Origin of the sequence: Cohaesibacter marisflavi, from assembly GCF_900115225.1 — a bacterium.
Classification (GTDB): Bacteria; Pseudomonadota; Alphaproteobacteria; order Rhizobiales; family Cohaesibacteraceae; genus Cohaesibacter; species Cohaesibacter marisflavi.
In genome coordinates this window covers 44246-63586 of record NZ_FOVR01000017.1, presented here as the reverse complement: position 1 = coordinate 63586, position 19341 = coordinate 44246, and the positions used below count along the sequence as shown (strand labels likewise).

General features: G+C 53.7%; 13 protein-coding genes. 3 read left to right on the top strand and 10 right to left on the bottom strand.

Features of this window, described 5'->3' with window-relative positions; all coding sequences use genetic code 11:
- Positions 1–57 precede the first annotated feature (57 nt).
- From BM258_RS21665 to BM258_RS21625, 9 genes are all read right to left on the bottom strand, one after another.
- On the bottom strand, positions 58–558 hold the full coding sequence (locus BM258_RS21665; protein WP_090075335.1) for a gluconokinase: 501 nt from the start codon (positions 556–558) through the stop codon (positions 58–60).
- Positions 559–654: 96 nt separating this feature from the next.
- The gene (gndA, locus tag BM258_RS21660; protein ID WP_090075334.1) at positions 655–2052 is read right to left on the bottom strand and encodes an NADP-dependent phosphogluconate dehydrogenase; all 1398 of its coding nucleotides are present in this window, start codon (positions 2050–2052) and stop codon (positions 655–657) included.
- Positions 2053–2064: 12 nt separating this feature from the next.
- Positions 2065–2988: a 2-dehydro-3-deoxygalactonokinase gene (locus tag BM258_RS21655; protein WP_090075333.1), complete on the bottom strand. Its 924-nt coding sequence runs from the start codon at positions 2986–2988 to the stop codon at positions 2065–2067.
- Positions 2985–3626, bottom strand: coding sequence for a 2-dehydro-3-deoxy-6-phosphogalactonate aldolase (locus BM258_RS21650; RefSeq protein ID WP_090075332.1), 642 nt, complete (start codon positions 3624–3626; stop codon positions 2985–2987). The genes BM258_RS21655 and BM258_RS21650 overlap by 4 nt, the downstream gene beginning before the upstream one ends.
- Positions 3620–4768, bottom strand: coding sequence for a galactonate dehydratase (gene dgoD, locus BM258_RS21645; RefSeq protein WP_090075359.1), 1149 nt, complete (start codon positions 4766–4768; stop codon positions 3620–3622). The genes BM258_RS21650 and dgoD overlap by 7 nt, the downstream gene beginning before the upstream one ends.
- Positions 4769–4856: 88 nt before the next feature.
- On the bottom strand, positions 4857–6185 hold the full coding sequence (locus tag BM258_RS21640; protein ID WP_090075331.1) for a TRAP transporter large permease: 1329 nt from the start codon (positions 6183–6185) through the stop codon (positions 4857–4859).
- Between the two features lie 2 nt (positions 6186–6187).
- Positions 6188–6766: a TRAP transporter small permease subunit gene (locus BM258_RS21635; protein WP_090075358.1), complete on the bottom strand. Its 579-nt coding sequence runs from the start codon at positions 6764–6766 to the stop codon at positions 6188–6190.
- A 115-nt stretch (positions 6767–6881) separates the two neighbouring features.
- On the bottom strand, positions 6882–7916 hold the full coding sequence (locus BM258_RS21630; protein ID WP_090075330.1) for a TRAP transporter substrate-binding protein: 1035 nt from the start codon (positions 7914–7916) through the stop codon (positions 6882–6884).
- Between the two features lie 95 nt (positions 7917–8011).
- On the bottom strand, positions 8012–8773 hold the full coding sequence (locus tag BM258_RS21625) for a FadR/GntR family transcriptional regulator (protein WP_210186841.1): 762 nt from the start codon (positions 8771–8773) through the stop codon (positions 8012–8014).
- A 465-nt stretch (positions 8774–9238) separates the two neighbouring features.
- Between BM258_RS21625 and BM258_RS24990 the strand changes: the two genes are divergently transcribed.
- The 3 genes from BM258_RS24990 to BM258_RS21610 all read left to right on the top strand — a co-directional run bounded on the left by BM258_RS24990 (position 9239) and on the right by BM258_RS21610 (position 15323).
- On the top strand, positions 9239–12058 hold the full coding sequence (locus tag BM258_RS24990; protein WP_090075329.1) for a calcium-binding protein: 2820 nt from the start codon (positions 9239–9241) through the stop codon (positions 12056–12058).
- 268 nt (positions 12059–12326) lie between these two features.
- A complete protein-coding gene (locus BM258_RS21615) occupies positions 12327–14006 on the top strand; it encodes a type I secretion system permease/ATPase (protein WP_244544804.1) in 1680 nt (559 codons plus the stop codon).
- Positions 14007–14012: 6 nt separating this feature from the next.
- Positions 14013–15323, top strand: a complete 1311-nt coding sequence (locus BM258_RS21610; RefSeq protein WP_090075327.1) for an HlyD family type I secretion periplasmic adaptor subunit — start codon at positions 14013–14015, stop codon at positions 15321–15323.
- A 182-nt stretch (positions 15324–15505) separates the two neighbouring features.
- Here BM258_RS21610 and BM258_RS21605 read toward each other — a convergent pair whose 3' ends face one another.
- A complete protein-coding gene (locus BM258_RS21605) occupies positions 15506–19066 on the bottom strand; it encodes a VWA domain-containing protein (RefSeq protein WP_090075326.1) in 3561 nt (1186 codons plus the stop codon).
- Positions 19067–19341 lie beyond the last annotated feature (275 nt).

The following is a 19341-nucleotide window of genomic DNA, read 5'->3' as shown; positions in this document are numbered from 1 at the left end:
CGAGCAGAAAGAGGACCGACGATTGCGTCGGCCCGATCTCTTTGGATTTCTCAAAAATCAGAGAAGCGGGTTCACCTTGCCAAGCAACTCCTCGGCCATGGCTTCAGGGTCTCGGGAAATATCGATGCGGATAACATCCTCTTCCCCATCGGGCACTTCCAGAGCGGCAATCTGGCTTTCGATCAGCTGCACTGGCATGAAATGGCTTTGCCGTTCGGCCATGCGGGCCCGCACCAGTTCCTTGGCCCCATCCAGAAAGATGAAGCGCAAGTTATCCGTAGCCTCTCTGAAAATATCGCGATAGGATTTACGCAGGGATGAGCAACTTACCACCCGCGTTTCTCCGTTGGCATCCCAAGTGCGCATTGCATCTGCCAGAGTGGCAAGCCACGGCTTGCGATCCTCATCGCTGAGAGGAATGCCAGCGGCCATCTTCTTGACATTCTCGTCGGAATGATAGGCATCGCCTTCTTCAAACGGAACATTCAGACGATCAGCCAACAGCTGCCCGAGCGTTGATTTTCCGCTTCCCGAAATTCCCATGACGACAATAATCATGTCTCTGGCCTCACAGTTTCATGTCGTTGCGTTGTAGACGACAGGCGTCTTGTTCGTTTCTTCTTGTTCTTGGGTCCAGCCGCAAACGCCTCAAGCTCACTCCGCTTGTGCGTTCCAATCGAAGTGGAAGTGACCGGATTTGTCGGTGCGCTCAAATGTATGGGCACCAAAATAATCTCGTTGCCCCTGAATGAGGTTTGCGCCAACACAGGCGCTGCGCCGTCCATCCAGCCATGAAAGAGCCGAATAGAAGCAAGGCACCGGGGTGCCCGATACGGCAGCCATTCCAGCCACAGCCCGCATGGCGGTCTCGGATCCATTCAACAGACCGCCGGCATAGTCGCTTGCGAGCATGTCCGTGTCTTGCGGCATGGCGGCAATCGGGTCCAGCATGACCGAGCGAATGATGCAGCCTGCGCGCCAGCCGCGCGCGACAGCCGCAAGATCCGTATTCCAGCCGTTGGCGTCGGACGCCGCAGCAATCAGCTCAAGCCCCTGAATATAGCAGGCGAGCATGGCCGCTGGCAGCGCCGCGCCAATCTCTTCGGCGAGCGCCTCACCATTGATGTCCGCGCTCGGAGAGAGGCGTTTTTCAAGCGCCAGACGCTCCCGACCGGAAAGAGCTCGCGCCAAAAAGGCCGCAGCAATTGTCGGAATGGCAACGCCATATTCAAGCCCCGCTTCCGTCGTCCAGCGACCGGTGCCCTTGTGCCCAGCCGCATCCTTGATGACTTCAAGAATGGGGCGATCCGTCTCAGGATCGATGGTGCCTGCAATGGCTGCGGAAATTTCCAATAGATAGGAGGCTGCCGGACCGCGATTCCAACTGGAAAAGAGGGAGGAGATTTGTCCGTGGTCGCGTCCGGCAGGCCCAGACAGCAGCAAATAAGCTTCTGCGATGAGCTGCATCTGGGCATATTCAATGCCATTGTGAACGGTTTTAACGAAATGCCCTGCCCCGCCTGCGCCATGAGCCGCATAGCAGGCTCCGCCATCCGGCGCCTTGGCGGCAATGGCCGAGAAAAGATCATCGACATGAGCCAGCGCCGCACTGTCACCACCGGCCATCAAGGCAGGTCCGAAGCGCGCGCCGGTCTCTCCGCCAGAGACCCCAAGACCAACGAAAACAAGATTCTGGGCTTCGAGCAACGCGGCGCGACGCTCCGTATCCCGATAAAAGGAGTTGCCCCCGTCCATTACGATATCCCCTGCCACAAGCAGAGGCGCAAGGCGGGCGATCATCTCGTCCACCGGATCTCCGGCCTTGATCATCATCAGGATGCGGGCCGGCTTTTTCAAAGAGGCCACAAGGCCTTCAAGGCTATCGTGCAACCCGACGCTCGCACCCAGTGCCTCACGTGCCCCTTCCAACGCCTCTGGAAAGGCATCGTAAGCGGCAACGCTGAACCCGTGGTCGACAAAGTTGAGCGCCAGATTGCGCCCCATGACCCCGAGTCCGATAATGGCAATGTCTGCGAGTGTGCGGGTTTGCATCGAATTTCACCTTTATTTGCTGTTTACGCCATGCAGGGCTGCCAGAGCGCGAACCCCGGCGAGCGTTGCATCCTTGGAGGAAATGTGTCGGCTGGACAAACCCAGGTGGGACAGCGCATGGCTGTAGGGTTTTGCAAGCCGGTCGGCACAAACAAGCAGAATTTCTCTGCCTTCGCATTCATAAATGTCACGCATTGCCCTGATTTCCGCACCAATCAACATGCCAGAAAGGAAACTTGCGGTCTGGGATTGCTCCAGATCGCCATAAAGCACACGCGCACGCGCCTTAAAGAGATGATTGAGCAGACCGCCCTCGCCTTCCACCTGACCGAGGCCTTTTTCAAAGCCATCGGAATCAAAGTCCGCTGACGGATCTGCCATCAGACCGAGGATCGAGTGTTTGCTCATCACCTCGTAGACTTCGCCCGTCATGGAGGTATGGAAGCGGGTGAAGACACCCTCCTGCATTTCGCACCATTTGCTATGGGTGCCCGGCAGGCAGACCAGACCACTTTGGCGACCAAGACTTGCCATGGCGCCGAAAATCTGCACCTCTTCACCGCGAATAACATCGGCATCCTGCGGTTGTCCGGACTGACGCACGCCGGGAATGATGTAGGTGTCGGCCATATCGGCCACCGGCACGATATCACGCACCAGCTCTTCCCCGCGCATGGGCAACGGTGGTTGCGGGGCTTGCTGCCAGCCTTGTGGCGCACCAACCATGCCAGCCAGATAAACCGGAATGGTCTCTTCGCTATCGGCCCGCCAGCCATCCAGCTGGCTCTTGGCGTAGGCGGAAAATTCACTACGATGCAGCGCCCGCATGCCTTTGCCTTCGGTGATCTCGGACAGGATGGTGCCGGTTTCCGCTTCCAGCAGCCACGCCCTAAAGGAGGTCGTCCCCCAATCGACAATGATCAGCTTCTTGGTCATTGCATATCCTTCCACTGGCCCACCAGCGCACGGGCAGAGCTTCTGACCTCTTCGTCAGACCGGCCAACTTTCCAGAGGTCCGAGCCAATACCGAAGCCGGCAGCACCTGCCGCTACATATTCTTCAAACTCGGCAGGGCCAACCCCGCCCACCGCCAGCACCCGCATCTGAGGTGGCAGCACGACCTTGACGTCCTTGATATATTGCCCACCCAAACGGGCTGCAGGGAAGAATTTCAACACCGTTGCACCCGAACGCGTCGCCAACAACGCTTCCGTTGGCGTCAGGCAACCGATGCAGGACGGCATGCCCAGTTCGTTGGCCTTCTTGATGACATCCGGATCGGTGTTGGGCGTAACGATAAAGCGTGCGCCCGCATCATAGACTGCCTGGACGTCTTCAGGGCTCAGCACAGTCCCCGCCCCGATCATAATGCCATCAGGAGCGGCCTCAACCATCTCTTGGATTGCATCGGTCGCATCCGCAGAGGTCAGTGGCACTTCGATGAGGGTGAAGCCTTCCTCCACAAGGATGGTAAGAAGAGTTTTGGCCCGCTCTGCCGGAACACCGCGCAAGATAGCCACAAGAGGCATCTTGGCAAAAGCGGTTTCGAACTGTTCGCTGAATGCACTTACCATTCTGCCACACTCCCGTCTTCATGACGCCAGATCGGGTTGTGCCAGTTGTGCCCTTCCTTGGAGCGTTCAATGACGAAGTCTTCATTGATTTCCACGCCCAGCCCTGGACCAGTCAGCGCATGCACATAGCCATCCTTGATGGTCAGCGGGCTCGGATCGACCATATAGTCGAGCACATCATTGCCCACATTGTAATGGATGCCCATGGACTGTTCCTGAATGAAGGCATTGTAGGACACAAAGTCCAGATGCAGCGAGGCTGCCAGCGTGCAAGGCCCGAGCGGACAATGCGGTGCGATGGCCACATCATAGGCTTCGGCCATGGCCGCAACCTTGAACACTTCGGTGATGCCGCCGCAATGGCTAAGGTCCGGCTGGATGATATCCACCATGCGCTGTTCCAGCACATCGCGGAAGCCATAACGCGAGAAAATACGCTCGCCAGAAGCGATGGGGTAGCCAAGCCCGCCGCCGATTTCCTTAAGGCAGGAGAGATGCTCGGTCAGCACCGGCTCTTCAACAAACATCGGGTGATATTGTTCCAGCTCGCGCAACAACGCCTTGGCCATGGGGCGATGCACCCGGCCATGGAAGTCGATGGCGATACCGACATCCGGCCCCACCGCTTGGCGCGCTTCGGCCACGCGGGCCACCGCATCATCAATCTTGGCGTGGCTATCGACAAAGGCCATTTCCGGTGTGCCGTTCATCTTGAAGGCGGTAAAGCCACTGGCAACCACTTCCTTGGCCTGTCGTCCCACATCGTTGGGCCGATCGCCACCAATCCAGCAATACATACGCATCTTGTCGCGCAGCTTGCCACCAAGCAATTCATGCACTGGCACACCCAGCGCCTTGCCCTTGATATCCCAAAGCGCCTGATCGATACCGGCAATGGCTGACATCAGAATCGGACCACCGCGATAGAAACCGGTTCTATACAGCATCTGCCAGATATCCTGGATATGGCGCGGATCGCGGCCCACCAGAATTTCAGCCATTTCTTCAACGGCCGCCTGAACCGTGCGGGCTCGTCCTTCGATGACCGGCTCACCCCAGCCGCTGATACCTTCATCAGTTTCGATTTTGACAAACATCCAGCGGGGGGGAACCAGCCATGTTGTGAGCTTTGTAATTTTCATTTTCAGCATCCGCTCTTTGGAATTTTCGGGAGAGATCCGACGGCCGGCTCTCAAACTTGTCGCCGCCGGATCCTGTCTTGTTAGGCCGTTAGTTCACCATCCACAATACGATGTCCGGGAAAGCAAGCATGATGGCCAGAACAGTCAACTGCATCAGGATGAATGGCCACAGGGAGGAGAAGATATCTCCCAGAGAGATCTCGGGTGGCGCAACCCCCTTCAGATAGAAGGCTGCCGGTCCAAACGGCGGACTGAGGAAGGAGACCTGCATGTTGATCGCAAACAACACACCGAACCAGATCGGGTCATAGCCCAGCTGGGTGATGATTGGTACGAAGATTGGCAGGGTCAGCATTGCAATCCCGATCCAGTCGAGGAACAGGCCCAGCACCAGAAGGATCAGCATCATGACCATAATGATGACGACAGGGGCTGCATCCAGTCCAAGGATCGTGTTGGAAACGAAGCGGTTACCACCCATCAGGTTGTAGACACCAACCAGCGTGGCCGCACCGACACCAATCCAGACAATCATACCGCAGGTGGTAAGGGTCTGCATCACGCTCTGATGAATGAGCTTGAAGGAAAACTCGCGACGGATGGCCGTTGCAGCCAGCACGCCGAACACACCCATTGCAGCCGCTTCCGTCACAGAAGCAATACCGGCATAGATGGTACCAAGCACCATGAAGGCAATCGCAGCAGGCAGCAGGATCGATTTGATCGCCTGACGCCGAGCAACCTTGCGCTCTTCTGGTTCCATCGGAGGCATTGGCGGTGCCAGTTCCGGATTGATCAGGCAGCGGCTCAGAACATAGGTCATGTAAAGGCCGGCGAGCATGACACCCGGCACGACAGCTGCGACGAACAGGTCAGCAATGGAAACCGAAGCGATCAGGCCGTAGATGATCAGCACGATGGATGGTGGGATCATGGTACCCAGAGACCCACCACCGCAGACCACGCCGATGGCGATCTTGCGATCATAGCCAAGACGAAGCATCTGAGGCAGGGCAAGGATACCCAGGAGAACGATCTCACCGCCGATAATGCCGGACATGGCAGCCAAGAAAACGGATACAATCAGGGTCTGAATGGCAACACCACCGGGCAATCGTCCGGCGAGCACCCTCATGCCCGAGAATAAGTCCTTGGCTATCCCCGATCGGTCTAACAAGGATGCCATAAAGACAAACATGGGCACCGCGACAAGGGAATATTCGGTGATAAAGCCATAAACACGGCTGATGACAAGAGGAATAGCGTTGGGACCGAACCAGCCGACGGTAAAGACCATGGCGACCAGACCGGTAACGAAAGCAAGAGGAAGTCCTGTGAGCAGCAGCAAGAAGATACTGCCGACAAGAACATAAGTGCCCCATTCAATGCCCAGGGCTTGCAGGCCAAGTCCACCCATGGTCACTTCTCCTCGCTTTTGTTGTTTTCATTGACCGCGCGGATGGCTTTGATGACATGCAGAATGGACTGCACGGTCATGATCGCCATGGCGGTGAGGATAATGCCCTTGGTGAGGGCCGGGAACGGCGGGTTCCAGCTGGTACCGGAGCGTTCCAGTTGCCATGCACCACTTGGATTGTGCGAAGAGCGCCAGAACAGAACAAAGGCTGCATAGGACATGGCGATGGAAAACAGGAAGGTCACGATCGTGTTGAACACATCCAGAATTTTGCGGGTCTTGGTAGACACCGTATCGTAGATGATACGAACACGGATATGCTTGTCGCGCGCAAGGGCGATCGGGCCGCCCAGAGCGAAGATGATCGCGATCATGAAGACCGTGGTCTCGTGCACCCAGGATGTAGGGCTATCGAAGACATACCGGCTGATAACTTCTGTGACGCTGATGGCCATGGCGATAAAGACCAGCCAGGCCAGGCCGCGTCCGCACCAGTCGATGGCAGCGTCAAGCGGCGTGCGGATCTCCCCATCCACGCCAGCCGGTTCCGGCGAGGCGGGAGTGTTGGAATCAATTGACATTTGAGAAACTTTCGCAGGATCGGCCATGCGACGCATCCGGATTAGACGCGCCAGACGTGACACCAGAAATCGAGCAAGCGCCCGGCGGGACAAACCCGCCGGACATTGGGGTATTTTACATGAGGTTCCGTTTCGTCAGGAAGGCGACGACCGAGTCATAGACTTTCTGGGTCAGCTCGTTCTTCTTGGCCCAGTTGGCCCATTCTTCCTTGGCGATGTTACGGAATTTTTTGCGTTCTTCCGGAGCCATATCGATGATTTCGATATTCGGATCAGCGCGCGCTTCTTCAACGGCATCCAGATCGCGAGCCTTCAGTTTGAAGACAAGATCATAAGCCAGATCGTCGGTAGCGACTTCCATGGCAGTCTTGATGTCTTCAGGCAGGCCGTCCCAGATTTCCTTGTTCATGGAAACGGCAACCATTGGCAGGGAGTGGAAGCCCGGATAGTTCGGATAACGGGCGAACTGATGCAGGCCCTGAGCCTGGTTGGTTGAGAACACGGTGTAGTCGGCCGCGTCGATCACACCTTTTTCAAGACCGGTGTAAACTTCAGACCCCGGCAGGTTCACCGGCGAAGCGCCAGCTTTGGAGAAAATCTCGTAAACCATGCCTTCTGGTGCACGAACCTTAAGGCCTTTAAGATCGGCAACAGTGCGGATCGGCTTCTTAGTTACGAAGGCTTCAAGACCGGTTGCAGCAGCACCGATGAGATGCACATTGTAAGGTTCGACCAGCTCGTTATAAAGCTGTTCACCGCCACCATATTTCATATATTCAAGGAATTCGAGCGGATCGCCCCATGCGCCAACAAGGTTGCCGAGCATGGAGAAAGCCGGATCGATACCGGAGAAATAGCTTGGATCGGTGAGATGACCCTGCAGAATGCCGGAGCGGACTGCATCAAGGGTCTGGTTGTGAGGAACAACAGCGCCGGTTGGCAAAATCTCAATATTGACGCGTCCTTGCGTCATCTTCTCGATATTGTCAGCCCATTGTTTCTTGATTTCAAACTGTGGCTCGCCGGTATTTTCGGACGTCTGGAAGGTCCATTCGTAATCAGCAGCAACTGCCTGATTGGCCATGATCAGACCAAGAGCAGCACCAACGAACAAACCTCCGCTTGCACGAAGCAGTTTCGACAGAGTCATATGAGTCCTCCTTGCTCATTTGCCGGCTCCCATGCCGGCATTAAAAAAACTAGTCGGAACTTGAGCCCCTTCCGGGATCCTCCCGCAATTGCGGATTAGGTTTCTTTTTCCCCCGGGGTTTCCTCAAATCCCAAATCGTAGCCGGTCTGAGACAAAATACGCGTAGCGGCTACATGCGCAGCGTCGGAATCCCGCATCCGGATTGCTTCCATCAAACGACGGTGGCGCTCCAGACTTTCGCGAAGCTCTTCGGCTGTCTCGTTACTGGTTTTGATCACCAGCAAGATCGCGGGGCGCAGAATGTGAACAATCTGAGCCCAAACCAAGTTATGTGTCGCGCGATAGATCGCTTCGTGAAAAGCGATATCGGCTTGAGAAAAACTCACCCGCTCTCCCAGCGAGGCCCGTCTCTCCCAGTTTGCCTCCATCACATTGAAGGCTTCCTCCATTGCCAGCAGATCACGCGCCGTGGCCCGCTTAGCCGCCAAAGTGGCGATGAGTGGTTCGGTTGTTACGCGGAACTCGAAAACGTCATGCAGAACCCCAAGGTTCGGCGCAGCATAATCGGCGATCCACTGGCTGACCTGGCTATCAAGGAAGTTCCATTCGCGAAATTCCTGAACCGTAGTCCCCCGTCCGGCACGACGCGCAACAATACCCAGCGTTTCCAGCAACTGCAGCGCCGAGCGCACGGATGCTCGGCTGATCTGGTGCGTTGCCGCCAGTTCGGTTTCTGGAGGCAGCGTATCCCCAGGAACCAGAGACCCATCGAAAACGAGTTTCGCCAGCTCGTCGGCCAGTAAGCCTCCAACCGCTTTCGAATTGCCTGTTTTCGATATTTCCGCCGTATTGGTCATCGTGTCTTTCCACTCTCTGTCTGAACAAGCTATTCCAATTGTCTGACATTTGCAACACAAAAATCTGACAAAATGCACAAGGTGTCAGTCCATAGACACCCAAAAGTATAACTATGCCGAATATTGCTCTTTTAACAATTGGCATAAATCAACGTCCGCCAACCTTTACAGCATTGGCAGGCTTATTGGTTCCAAGAGTTCGGTTTTTATAAACGGGAAACAAGATACATATTCTTTTTCCATTATCGCTACAAATGGAAGCGTTTGGGACAACTACTGATTGACACCCATGACGATCAGAGCAACAGAAATGAATATGTTTTCCGAGAGACGGGTTTGTCCGCAAGGAGCATCGCAGATCGGGCCTTCAGTCCGATAACCACGCCCCTTTGATATTGTTTTTTCGAAGAGGCTTATCGCCCAATATTGTCTTCGTTTTTCAGCATACGCATACAGGAATAAAATATGGCTCAGGTAACCTATTATCAGGCAGCATCAGGTGTAGATTTTAACGTTGACGGGATGGAAGACGGCTCACTCTTTAATGTAAGCAGCACCCAATTTTCGATCTCCAATACTGACGGCACTCGGATCACCCTGTTTGGCAACAACATCACGTCAATTGGCTTTGGTGATGATCTCGAAGTGACAGGTGGCACCATAACCCGCGCCCTGCTCATTGATGCCAATGGTAACACGATGGTTGAAGCAACCGATTTCAGCATATCTCTAGAGTCCTTTATTGCCACATTGGATGCGGTTGACTGGAACGCATCCGCTCTGGATTCAAGTTTCGAGACCGCGTTCGAATATTTCTATTCTCTTGCCGTGACAGGTGGCAGCTCAATCGACGCGAGCGCTACCCAAGGCACAGAAGCCACGCCCATCGAACTGAATGGTGACAGGGGCGATGACACCATTACCGGTGGCGATGGTGCTGATCTAATCTTCGCATATAAGGGCGACGATACCATCAACGGCAACGCTGGAAATGACATCATCTATGGTATGGATAATGATGATACGATCCATGGCGGTGATGGCGACGATCAACTTTACGGTGGCTACGGCAACGACGTGCTTTATGCTGGCGCTGGCGAAGACTATCTTGATGGCGGACCGGGCAATGACACTATTTATGTCACAAAGGCCGCAACCGATGACGATGACAACACCATCGTGACCGGTGAGGGAAACGATACTGTCATCCTGACAAACGACCTTGCCTATATATGCATGAACTACAGCTTCGTGAACGAGGGGATCGTTGCCAATCTGTCAACCGGTCTGATTCAATCCAGCACCAAGACAGACCGCGTCCTGCTCAATGGGGGTGATGTTGACCGGTTCATTGGCACAGCATTTGACGACACCATCACGACGGATGCCCAAGGCACATTGCTGATCTCGCTTGGGGGCAATGATACCCTGATCGGTGGAGCAGGCAACGATACCGTCTCCTATTATTATGACTATTCCAATGGTGGCACGAATGCCGTAACGGTCAATCTGGCAACCGGTATTGCCACCGATGGCTTTGGCGATACGGACAGCCTGTCCGGGATCGAGAGGGTTCGAGGGACCTTCCTTCCTGATACCTTCATCGGCTCGGACGCCGATGAAATCTTCCTTGGCCTGGGCGGAAATGACAAGATTTCCGGCGGTGGTGGCTTCGATATGGTCGACTATCACAAGGATGACAACAAACTTGGGCTTTACAACAATTTCGGCACAGCTGGCGTAATTGTGAATCTGGCAAGAGGAACAGCGACAGACGGCTATGGCGACACAGACATCTTGTCAGGCATAGAAGGCGCCAAAGGCACAGACCAGGACGACACCCTCATCGGCTCCGCAGTTCATAACGAGCTCTCGGGCAAAGAGGGCAATGACACCCTCAAAGGTCTGGCGGGCGCTGACCTGCTCAATGGCAGCGATGGCAACGACACCCTCTACGGGGGCGCAGGGGTAGACACGATGATCGGCGGCGCCGGCAACGACACATTCTATGTCGACAACAGCAGTGATATCGTCACAGAAACCGCAGGCGAAGGCATGGACAGAGTGTTCAGTTCAGCCAGCTATAACCTCAAAAACTCCAGCCAATATATCGAAAACATCACTCTGACCGGCAAGGCAGACCTTAACGCCACAGGCAATATGCAAGCCAACAACATGAGCGGCAACATCGGAGACAATCATCTCTATGGTCTTATTGGGAATGATACCCTGTCGGGCCTTGCTGGCGACGATACCCTCAACGGCGGCGATGGCAATGACAGGCTGTTCGGCAACCTTGGCAACGACACTCTGAACGGTGGCAACGGCGACGACAGGCTTTTTGGTCATGCAGGAGCCGATACGCTCTTCGGCAATGTGGGCAAGGATACCCTCAGCGGTGGCGCGGGTAATGACAAGCTCTTTGGCGGCATCGGAAATGACATTCTCAACGGCAATGATGGCGCCGATGTGCTCCATGGCAACCAGCATAGCGACACCCTCAATGGCGGCAACGGCAACGACACACTCTTTGGCGATCTGGGCAACGACAAACTCTTTGGCGGCGCCGGAGATGACATCCTCAATGGTAATGATGGAGTTGACACGCTTCACGGCAACCAGAACAACGACACCCTCAACGGCGGCAACGGCAACGACATCCTCTTTGGCGACCTAGGCAATGACAAGCTCTTTGGTGGTGCCGGAGATGATAAGCTCAACGGCAACGCCGGTGCTGATACGCTCCACGGCAACCAACATAACGACACTCTTAACGGTGGTCTCGGTGATGACAAGTTGTTCGGTGATCTCGGCAACGACCATTTGTTCGGCAATCAGGGCAACGACTCACTCACCGGCGGTGCGGGCAATGACAGCCTGAACGGCGGCATCGGAAATGACATTCTGGGAGCAGGTTCAGGCGCCGACACCCTGATTGGCAGCCTCGGTGCAGACGTCATGTTTGCTGGCAACGACAATGCTCAGGACACATTCGTGTTCTCTAGTGTCAATGACAGCTTGACCGGAGCCAATCATGACAAGCTTCACATGTTTGACAGTGGCGAGGATATCATCGATCTTTCCGCTATCGACGCCAATAGCGCCACCTCGGTAGACGACAGCTTTACCTTCAGCGGCACAACAGCGGATGCTCACGCTGTTTGGTATCAAGCCAGCGGCTCTGACCTGTTTGTCTTTGCTGATACGGACGGCGATGCCTCGGCAGATTTTGAAATCCAACTCATGGACACCCAGACTCTGGTCGATACAGATTTCATCCTTTAAAGGCGTAGCCAACATAAGTCCTTAAAAATTAAGCTTTACAAGCGAATCCACTTTAAACGGTGGACTCGCTTTATTTGTTTCGTTTTATTACAATTTGGAAATACCCGCCGTGTTAAGTGGTTAAACAATGCTAATAGCATTGTAGCAATTGACATTTCTTTCGTCATTGCGCATGCAACATGGTAAGAAAAACCGTCTTTTTATTTCTATTTTTTCCTCGCAACGGAGGTATAGCGTGCCAAGACCCCCTGCGAAAGCAAACAGTAAATTGGTTAGTTTTTTCAAGAATACAGGTTGGGTCTGGGTTGGCGTTGGCTTACTGAGCGCCATCATTAATATTCTGATGCTGACAGGCCCGCTTTTTATGCTGCAAGTCTATGACCGCGTGCTATCGAGCAACTCTGTACCAACTCTCGTCGTCTTGGGCATCATCGCGATCACGCTTTATACCTTTTATGGCATTCTGGATATTCTGCGCAGTCGGATATTGTTGCGGATCGGCCAATATGTTGACGCGCGCATGTCCGAAAGCGTCTATCGAGCCTCGTCGACAGCCCCGATTATCACCGGCTCCAACGCATCAGCCGTTCGCCCGGTAAGTGACCTTGACAGAATCCGTCAGTTTCTCTCTAGCCCCGGCCCTGCCGCTCTGTTCGACAGCCCATGGATGCCGTTTTACCTGTTTATCGTCTATCTTTTCCATCCCATTCTGGGGCTTATCGGCCTGTTGGGGGCCATTGTCATCGGCATTCTGATCGCCCTTAACGAGTGGCTCTCCAGAACCCCCATCAAGGACGCAACACAGGAAGCTGCCGTGCGCAACGAGCTGGTGGAATCCTCACGTGCCAATGCCGAAGTGTCCAAGGCGATGGGCATGTTTGGCGACCTGCAACAGCGTTGGACCCGAAACAACGAAAGCTATCTGCGCAAACAGAAAACAGCCGCTGACCGCAATGGTTTTTTCACGTCGGTCACCAAGACCATCCGCCTGATGCTGCAATCCACCATTCTTGGCGTGGGGGCATGGCTTGCCATTCAACATGAAATCACGGCTGGCACAATGGTCGCAGGCTCTATCATGGTATCGCGCGCCCTTTCTCCCATCGAGCTTGCCATCAGCCAGTGGCGAGCCTTTGTCGGAGCCCGACAGTCCCATGCGCGCCTGATTGAGCTCATGAACAGGATGCCGGATCATGATGTCGATCTTGAATTACCCATTCCGCAAAACAATCTCTCCATTGAGCAGGCAAGCTGCGCCCCGATCGGCAGCCGAAAGGCCTTCATTGCACCGATGTCTCTCAAATTGAAGGCAGGGCAGGCTCTGGGCATCATCGGCCCTTCCGGATCGGGCAAGTCGACATTGGCAAAATGCATGGTCGGCATTCTGCCAGCCCTGAGCGGTGCGGTTCGCTTTGACGGGTCAGAACTCAATCATTGGTCAGAAGACAAACACAAGCATATCATCGGCTATCTGCCACAGGACTTACAGCTATTTCAGGGAACGGTGGCCCAGAATATCGCGCGCTTTGACGCCGCAGCCTCTTCAGAGGCGGTTATCGAAGCGGCTCGATTGGCTGATCTGCACGACATGATTTCCCGCCTGCCTGATGGCTATGACACTGTTATCGGGCCTGCTGGCTTTGCTCTTTCAGGGGGACAAATGCAGCGTATCGCGCTTGCAAGAGCGCTTTATGGCGATCCGTTCCTGATCGTATTGGACGAGCCCAATTCCAGCCTCGACAGTCAGGGCGAAGGCGCATTGACCAAAGCCCTGTTTGCCATGAAAGAAAAGGGATCGATCATTGTGGTCATCGCCCATCGCCCCAGCGCCCTTGCCGCAGTCGACTATGTTCTTTGTCTTAACGAAGGGCAGGTTCAGGCAATCGGCCCGAAAAATGAAGTTCTTGCCAAGGTCCTTTCACCTGTTTCCTCGCAAGGGGCTGCTTGATCCGCCATGAATAAGTCACTCGTAAAATCGATCACAAAAGAACTTCGCGTTCATCTCGTCATCGCCCTCATCCTGACGATCATCATTGTTGGCGGTCTGGGCGTTTCCAGTGCCTATTCAAACATTTCAAGCGCTGTCATCGCTTCCGGCTCGGTGGTTGTTGAAGGCAACCGCAAGAGAGTACAGCACCGCGAAGGGGGAACGGTTAAGGAGATTAACGTCAAGGAGGGCGACCCGGTCGCCGCTGGTGACATTCTCATTCGCCTTGACGACACATCCACCCGTGCCAATCTCGCCATCGTCACCAAACATCTTGCGCAATTGCGCGCCGCAGAGGCACGCTTGATCGCCGAACGCGATGGCCTTGAGGACATCGACTTTCCCGAAATTGACCCATCCGTTATGAGCAACAGCGAGAGGGAAGATCTGTATAAAAGCCACAGACAACTGTTGCTCTCCAAACGCAACGCCCTTGCTGGCAACAAGAGCCAGCTGCAAGAACAGATCAATCAGATCCGGACACAGATTGACGGTTTGCAAGTCCAGCGCGATGCCAAGAATGACGAAATTTCCCTTATCCAGAGCGACATCACGGCCAATGTGTCCCTTCTGGAAAAGCAGCTGGTCACAAAATCAAGGGTCAACACCCTAAAGCGCGAAAAAGCCGAGCTGGAAGGAGAATATGGGGCCTTTGTCTCGGATATCGCCCAGCTCAAGCAGGCCATCAGCGAGAAAAAGTTCCAGATCGTCCAGTTGGACGAGAATTATCAATCGTCGGTTCTGGAACAATATCACGAGACCGAAACAAAGATCGGACAACTGGAACAACAGGAAATCGCCGCACGGGAACAGCTCAGGCACATGGAAATCAAGGCTCCTCAGGACGGACGCGTCTTGCAGCTGGCCGTGCACACCATCGGGGCCGTTATTTCTCCGGGCGAAACTGTGATGATCATCGTTCCTTCCGCAGACAATCTGGTGATTGACGCCCAAGTCAGCCCAGCCCAGATCGATCGTTTGTCACCCGAACAGCAAGCCCGCCTACGCTTTCCTGCCTTCGATCGCCGCACCACCCCAGAGCTTGCTGGCACGTTGCGGCTCATCTCTGCGGACCGCATCGTCGATAGCTCGACAGGCACAGCCTATTATCTGGTGCGCGTCACCATAAATGACGGAGAACTCAGTCGGCTGGGCGGCAAACTTCTGGTGCCCGGCATGCCGGTAGAGGTCTATCTGCAAACCGGATATAGAAGCATCATGTCCTACTTGATCAAACCCATGGTCGACCAGATCACCCATGCCTTCAAGGAACGCTAGCCCAAATAAAGTGACGGACCGGCAAGCGGCTAACCCCCGGCGAGGAACCCAATCGATCCATAGCGCCGCGGTTCAAATGCCCACCCCAAAAGCATGAAAAAATGAAAAAAGCAGCATCCTATAATGGGATGCTGCTTTTAGTTTATGCCTCAAGCTTCAGCCCAGAAGCAGTCAGCGATGCATCACAGAATGACATCACCCGCATTCAGCCCACCGATGTCGTTGATCTGAATTTCAAAATCAGCAACATTGTTACCGTTGTTATCTCCTCGAAGAACAACATCAGTGCCTGTATCGACCCACCAGACCGAATGCGCTTTGGCGACATGGCCCGTAAAAGCAAAGGCCTGATTGCCCGCAGCCGATGTGTTGGCATCAATCCCGGAAAGATCAATCTTGTCTTCCCCACGATCGAACTGGAAGATCTTGTCGCGGACAGCGGCCCCGACACGGCTTTCCAGAACCGTGTTGAAGTCGAACACGTCACGAACATTATCAACACCGGCATACATCCGGTCCATGCCATTGCCACCATTCAGGCGGTCAGCCCCGAGGTTACCTTGCAGGATATCGTTGCCGCTATTTCCAAACAGGCTGTCGGCACCATTTCTGCCATAAAGGGTATCATTGCCGTTGCCACCAAATAGGACATCATTATGATTGCCCCCATCCAGAATGTCATTGCCGTTGGCACCATCAAGCCGATCAGCGCCATCACCACCATTGAGGCGATCATTGCCTTTATAACCAAAGAGCTTGTCATTCCCTAACAGACCATTCAGGATATTATTTCCCAAATTGCCTTCAATCTTGTTGGCCAACCCGTTGCCAATCCCGTTGATGTTTGCCTTGCCCGTAAGGTTCAAATTTTCGACAAAAGCGCCATTCAGATTGAGAGAGAAGCTTGAAGTGCTATTGACGCTATCAATGCCCCCTTTGGCCACTTCGACGACTTTGTCGCCCCAACTTTCGACAAAATAGATGTCATTGCCAGCGCCACCCCGCATGGTATCAAGTCCATTGCCACCATAAAGGCTATCATTGCCATCACCACCGATCAGGGTATCCCGGCCATTGTTGCCATAAATTTTGTCATTTCCCGCAAAGCCATAGAGGACATTGTTGCCCGCATTCCCGGAAATAACATTATTGGCAGCGTTACCATAGCCTTTGAGATTGGCGTCACCCAAGAGGTTCAAGCTCTCGACATTCTGACCATCCTGCATCAAGCTAAACGAAATGTGCGAGTTGATCTTGTCGAACCCACCACGCGCATATTCGGTGACGGTATCGCGGGCCATATTGACATAATAGACGTCGTTGCCGCTACCACCCGACATTTTGTCAGCACCGGCACCGCCAAAGAGTACGTCATTCCCAGACATGCCTGACAAGACGTCATCGCCATGGCCACCATGAATAGTATCATTGCCGCCATTGCCCATGATGGTGTCACTGCCATCATTGCCGAACAAGATATCATCACCATCGCCAGTGCCTGCATTCTTCAATGTCACTCCCACTCTCGCTGTTGTATGAGCGGGATCAGACGCAACCATCCGGACTACGATCTGGTCATTGGCCGAAGTCGACAGGCCATTGACAGTGGCCGAGTATCTCAGGCCGAGAGGTGTACTGGTGAATTCGGCTGGCCTGATTGTTTCCACGACCTTGCCATTGACCAGAATTTCGATACGCGCAACTTCGCTTGCCTGCACAGGCGCACCGGTCAAACTGGAGGTCAGGGCAGACGGTGTCAGCACGCGTTCAGCGGTGTCGTTGTCCAGACCATCATCGACCAGATCCAGTACATCAATATTGGCACCGGTTCCCAAACCAATCGCCCGAATGGTTGCATTCAGCCCATTGGCCGCCAGCAAGGTCGAGACTTCATCTGAATAGGCTCCCTGATCGCCAGGTGCACCATCAGACATGAAGAAGACATGATTTTCGCCTGTCCCCATGCCATTAAGAGCCGTAATTGTCTGGTCGAGCGCAGCTTCAAAATAGGTACTTCCGCTAGCATTCAACGTTTCCAGAACACTGTCGACATTGCCCCCAACGGTCCCGTTATAAATGGTCGTGGCAGAACCCGAGAAGGCAACAACAGCCAGGTTGGAACCAGACAGTCCTGCACTCACCAGAGAATCTGTCACCGATTCATAAGCGGTAATGGCGCCATCGATGAGTTCGTTTGCATAGCCATCTCCGTTCATGTCCGGAACGGTTTCATTGCCGGAGAAGCTTGACCCCATCGAGCCGGAAACATCGATGACATAAACGATATTGAAATCGGATGTCTTCATCGCATCACGGCTAATGAAGCCGGACACATCAATGGAATTCGTATTCGATGTTGCAGGCAGAGTTGCAGAAATGGAGAGCTGCTGCTGCGTACTCGGTACGGTGACTGTATTGGACAGTGTCTGCAGATTATCATCATCGCCATAGATGATATCGTCACCATCTCCGCCCAAAATGACGTCAGCTCCGTTACCACCATGGACCGTGTCATTGCCACCATAGGCGCTTATGATGTCATTGCCATTTCTGCCATCCATCGTATCGGCAAGGTCTGTGCCTTCAAGAAAGTCTGGCCCGGCCGTCCCGACAATCGGGTTCTCAACGCCCAGCTCGAAAACCGATACGCCGCTTTCGCTGCTGCCCGTGGCAATAACATAGCTATGCCCATCAATGGTCACGATGTCTGAATAATCCGTCCCATAGAGATTGACGGTTTCATCGTCACTCACGGTATCCACCAACGTCAAAGACCCATCATTGCCCACGCTGAAGTAACTCAGACTACTATAGTTTGCACCATTGGTCATGAGATAGGTTTGGCCATTGAGCGTAAAGGTCTCTAGCCCCAAGACGCCACTAAGCTCTGTAGAATTGTCACTTGGAGTATTGAAGACGTTGGTCAGGGTTCCGTTAGCGGCCACAGAAAACACACTGACACCAGCAGAAGAGGAGCCACCAACAAACAAATATGTGGTTCCATTCACGACAGCAGTTGTCAGCTCCGTGGCGTAAGACAGATTTAGATCGCCGGTATTCTCAACAGTATTGATAAAGGTCATCGTCCCGTTGGGATTCAACCGCATAACGGTGACGGCGCTGTCATAGTAACCGGCAACAAAAACATAAGTGCTCGTCCCGACCTTGGCGGTCGTTACGCCCATGGCGCCATTCAAGCCATAGTTCACGTTGGACGCGTCATCATAATCAGACGTATTGACCAACGTACCATCGGTCCCGATTCTGAAAACGCTCACGCCATCATCATCTCGCCCGCTGGCGATCAAGAACTGGGTTGTTCCCACCGTTGTGACACTCATGCTACCGATCGTACCATCCAGTTCAACGGTGGAGCTTTCAGCCACGGTATCAACAGGTGTTAGCGTGCCATCATTATTGACCTTGAAGGAGGTGATGCCTTCCCCATAATAGCCATTTGAATTGGCAAACAGATAGGTGGAGCCTCCAATGGTGGTCGATGTTAGTGTTGAAACACTATCCAGCAGCGCGCTTGTCGTATCATTGTAGGATTCAACAGGCGTCAGGCTCCCGTCGGCCTCCAACTCGAAGACTGTGATTGCATCGTTGTATTGAGCGGCCACATACACATAGGTGTGGTCGCCGATGGTCAGGCTGTGCACCCCATATGCTGAGGACAGCCCGTTGTTTGAACCTGAAACATTATATCGGTTGACGAGTTCGGTGCGAATACCTGAAGCCATTTTTACTCTCCCCTTGAGAACGCGTAAGGCGCGAGTTAAGTTTTGTAATTATTGTATTTTCTGCTCTGGACACATTTATATCTAAATATTTCATTAAAGGGCTTTTGTGTCAATTTGACAATATTGATACCGATTCTCGCCGCCCATTTAACAGTTTGTTTACATTGAGACATCCCAAATAAACGGCGAAATACTGCTACATCTGCCCTATGGGGATTGCGGTAGAGAAGATTATTTTGGACACATTTAAACAGAAATATTTTTATATAAAAACA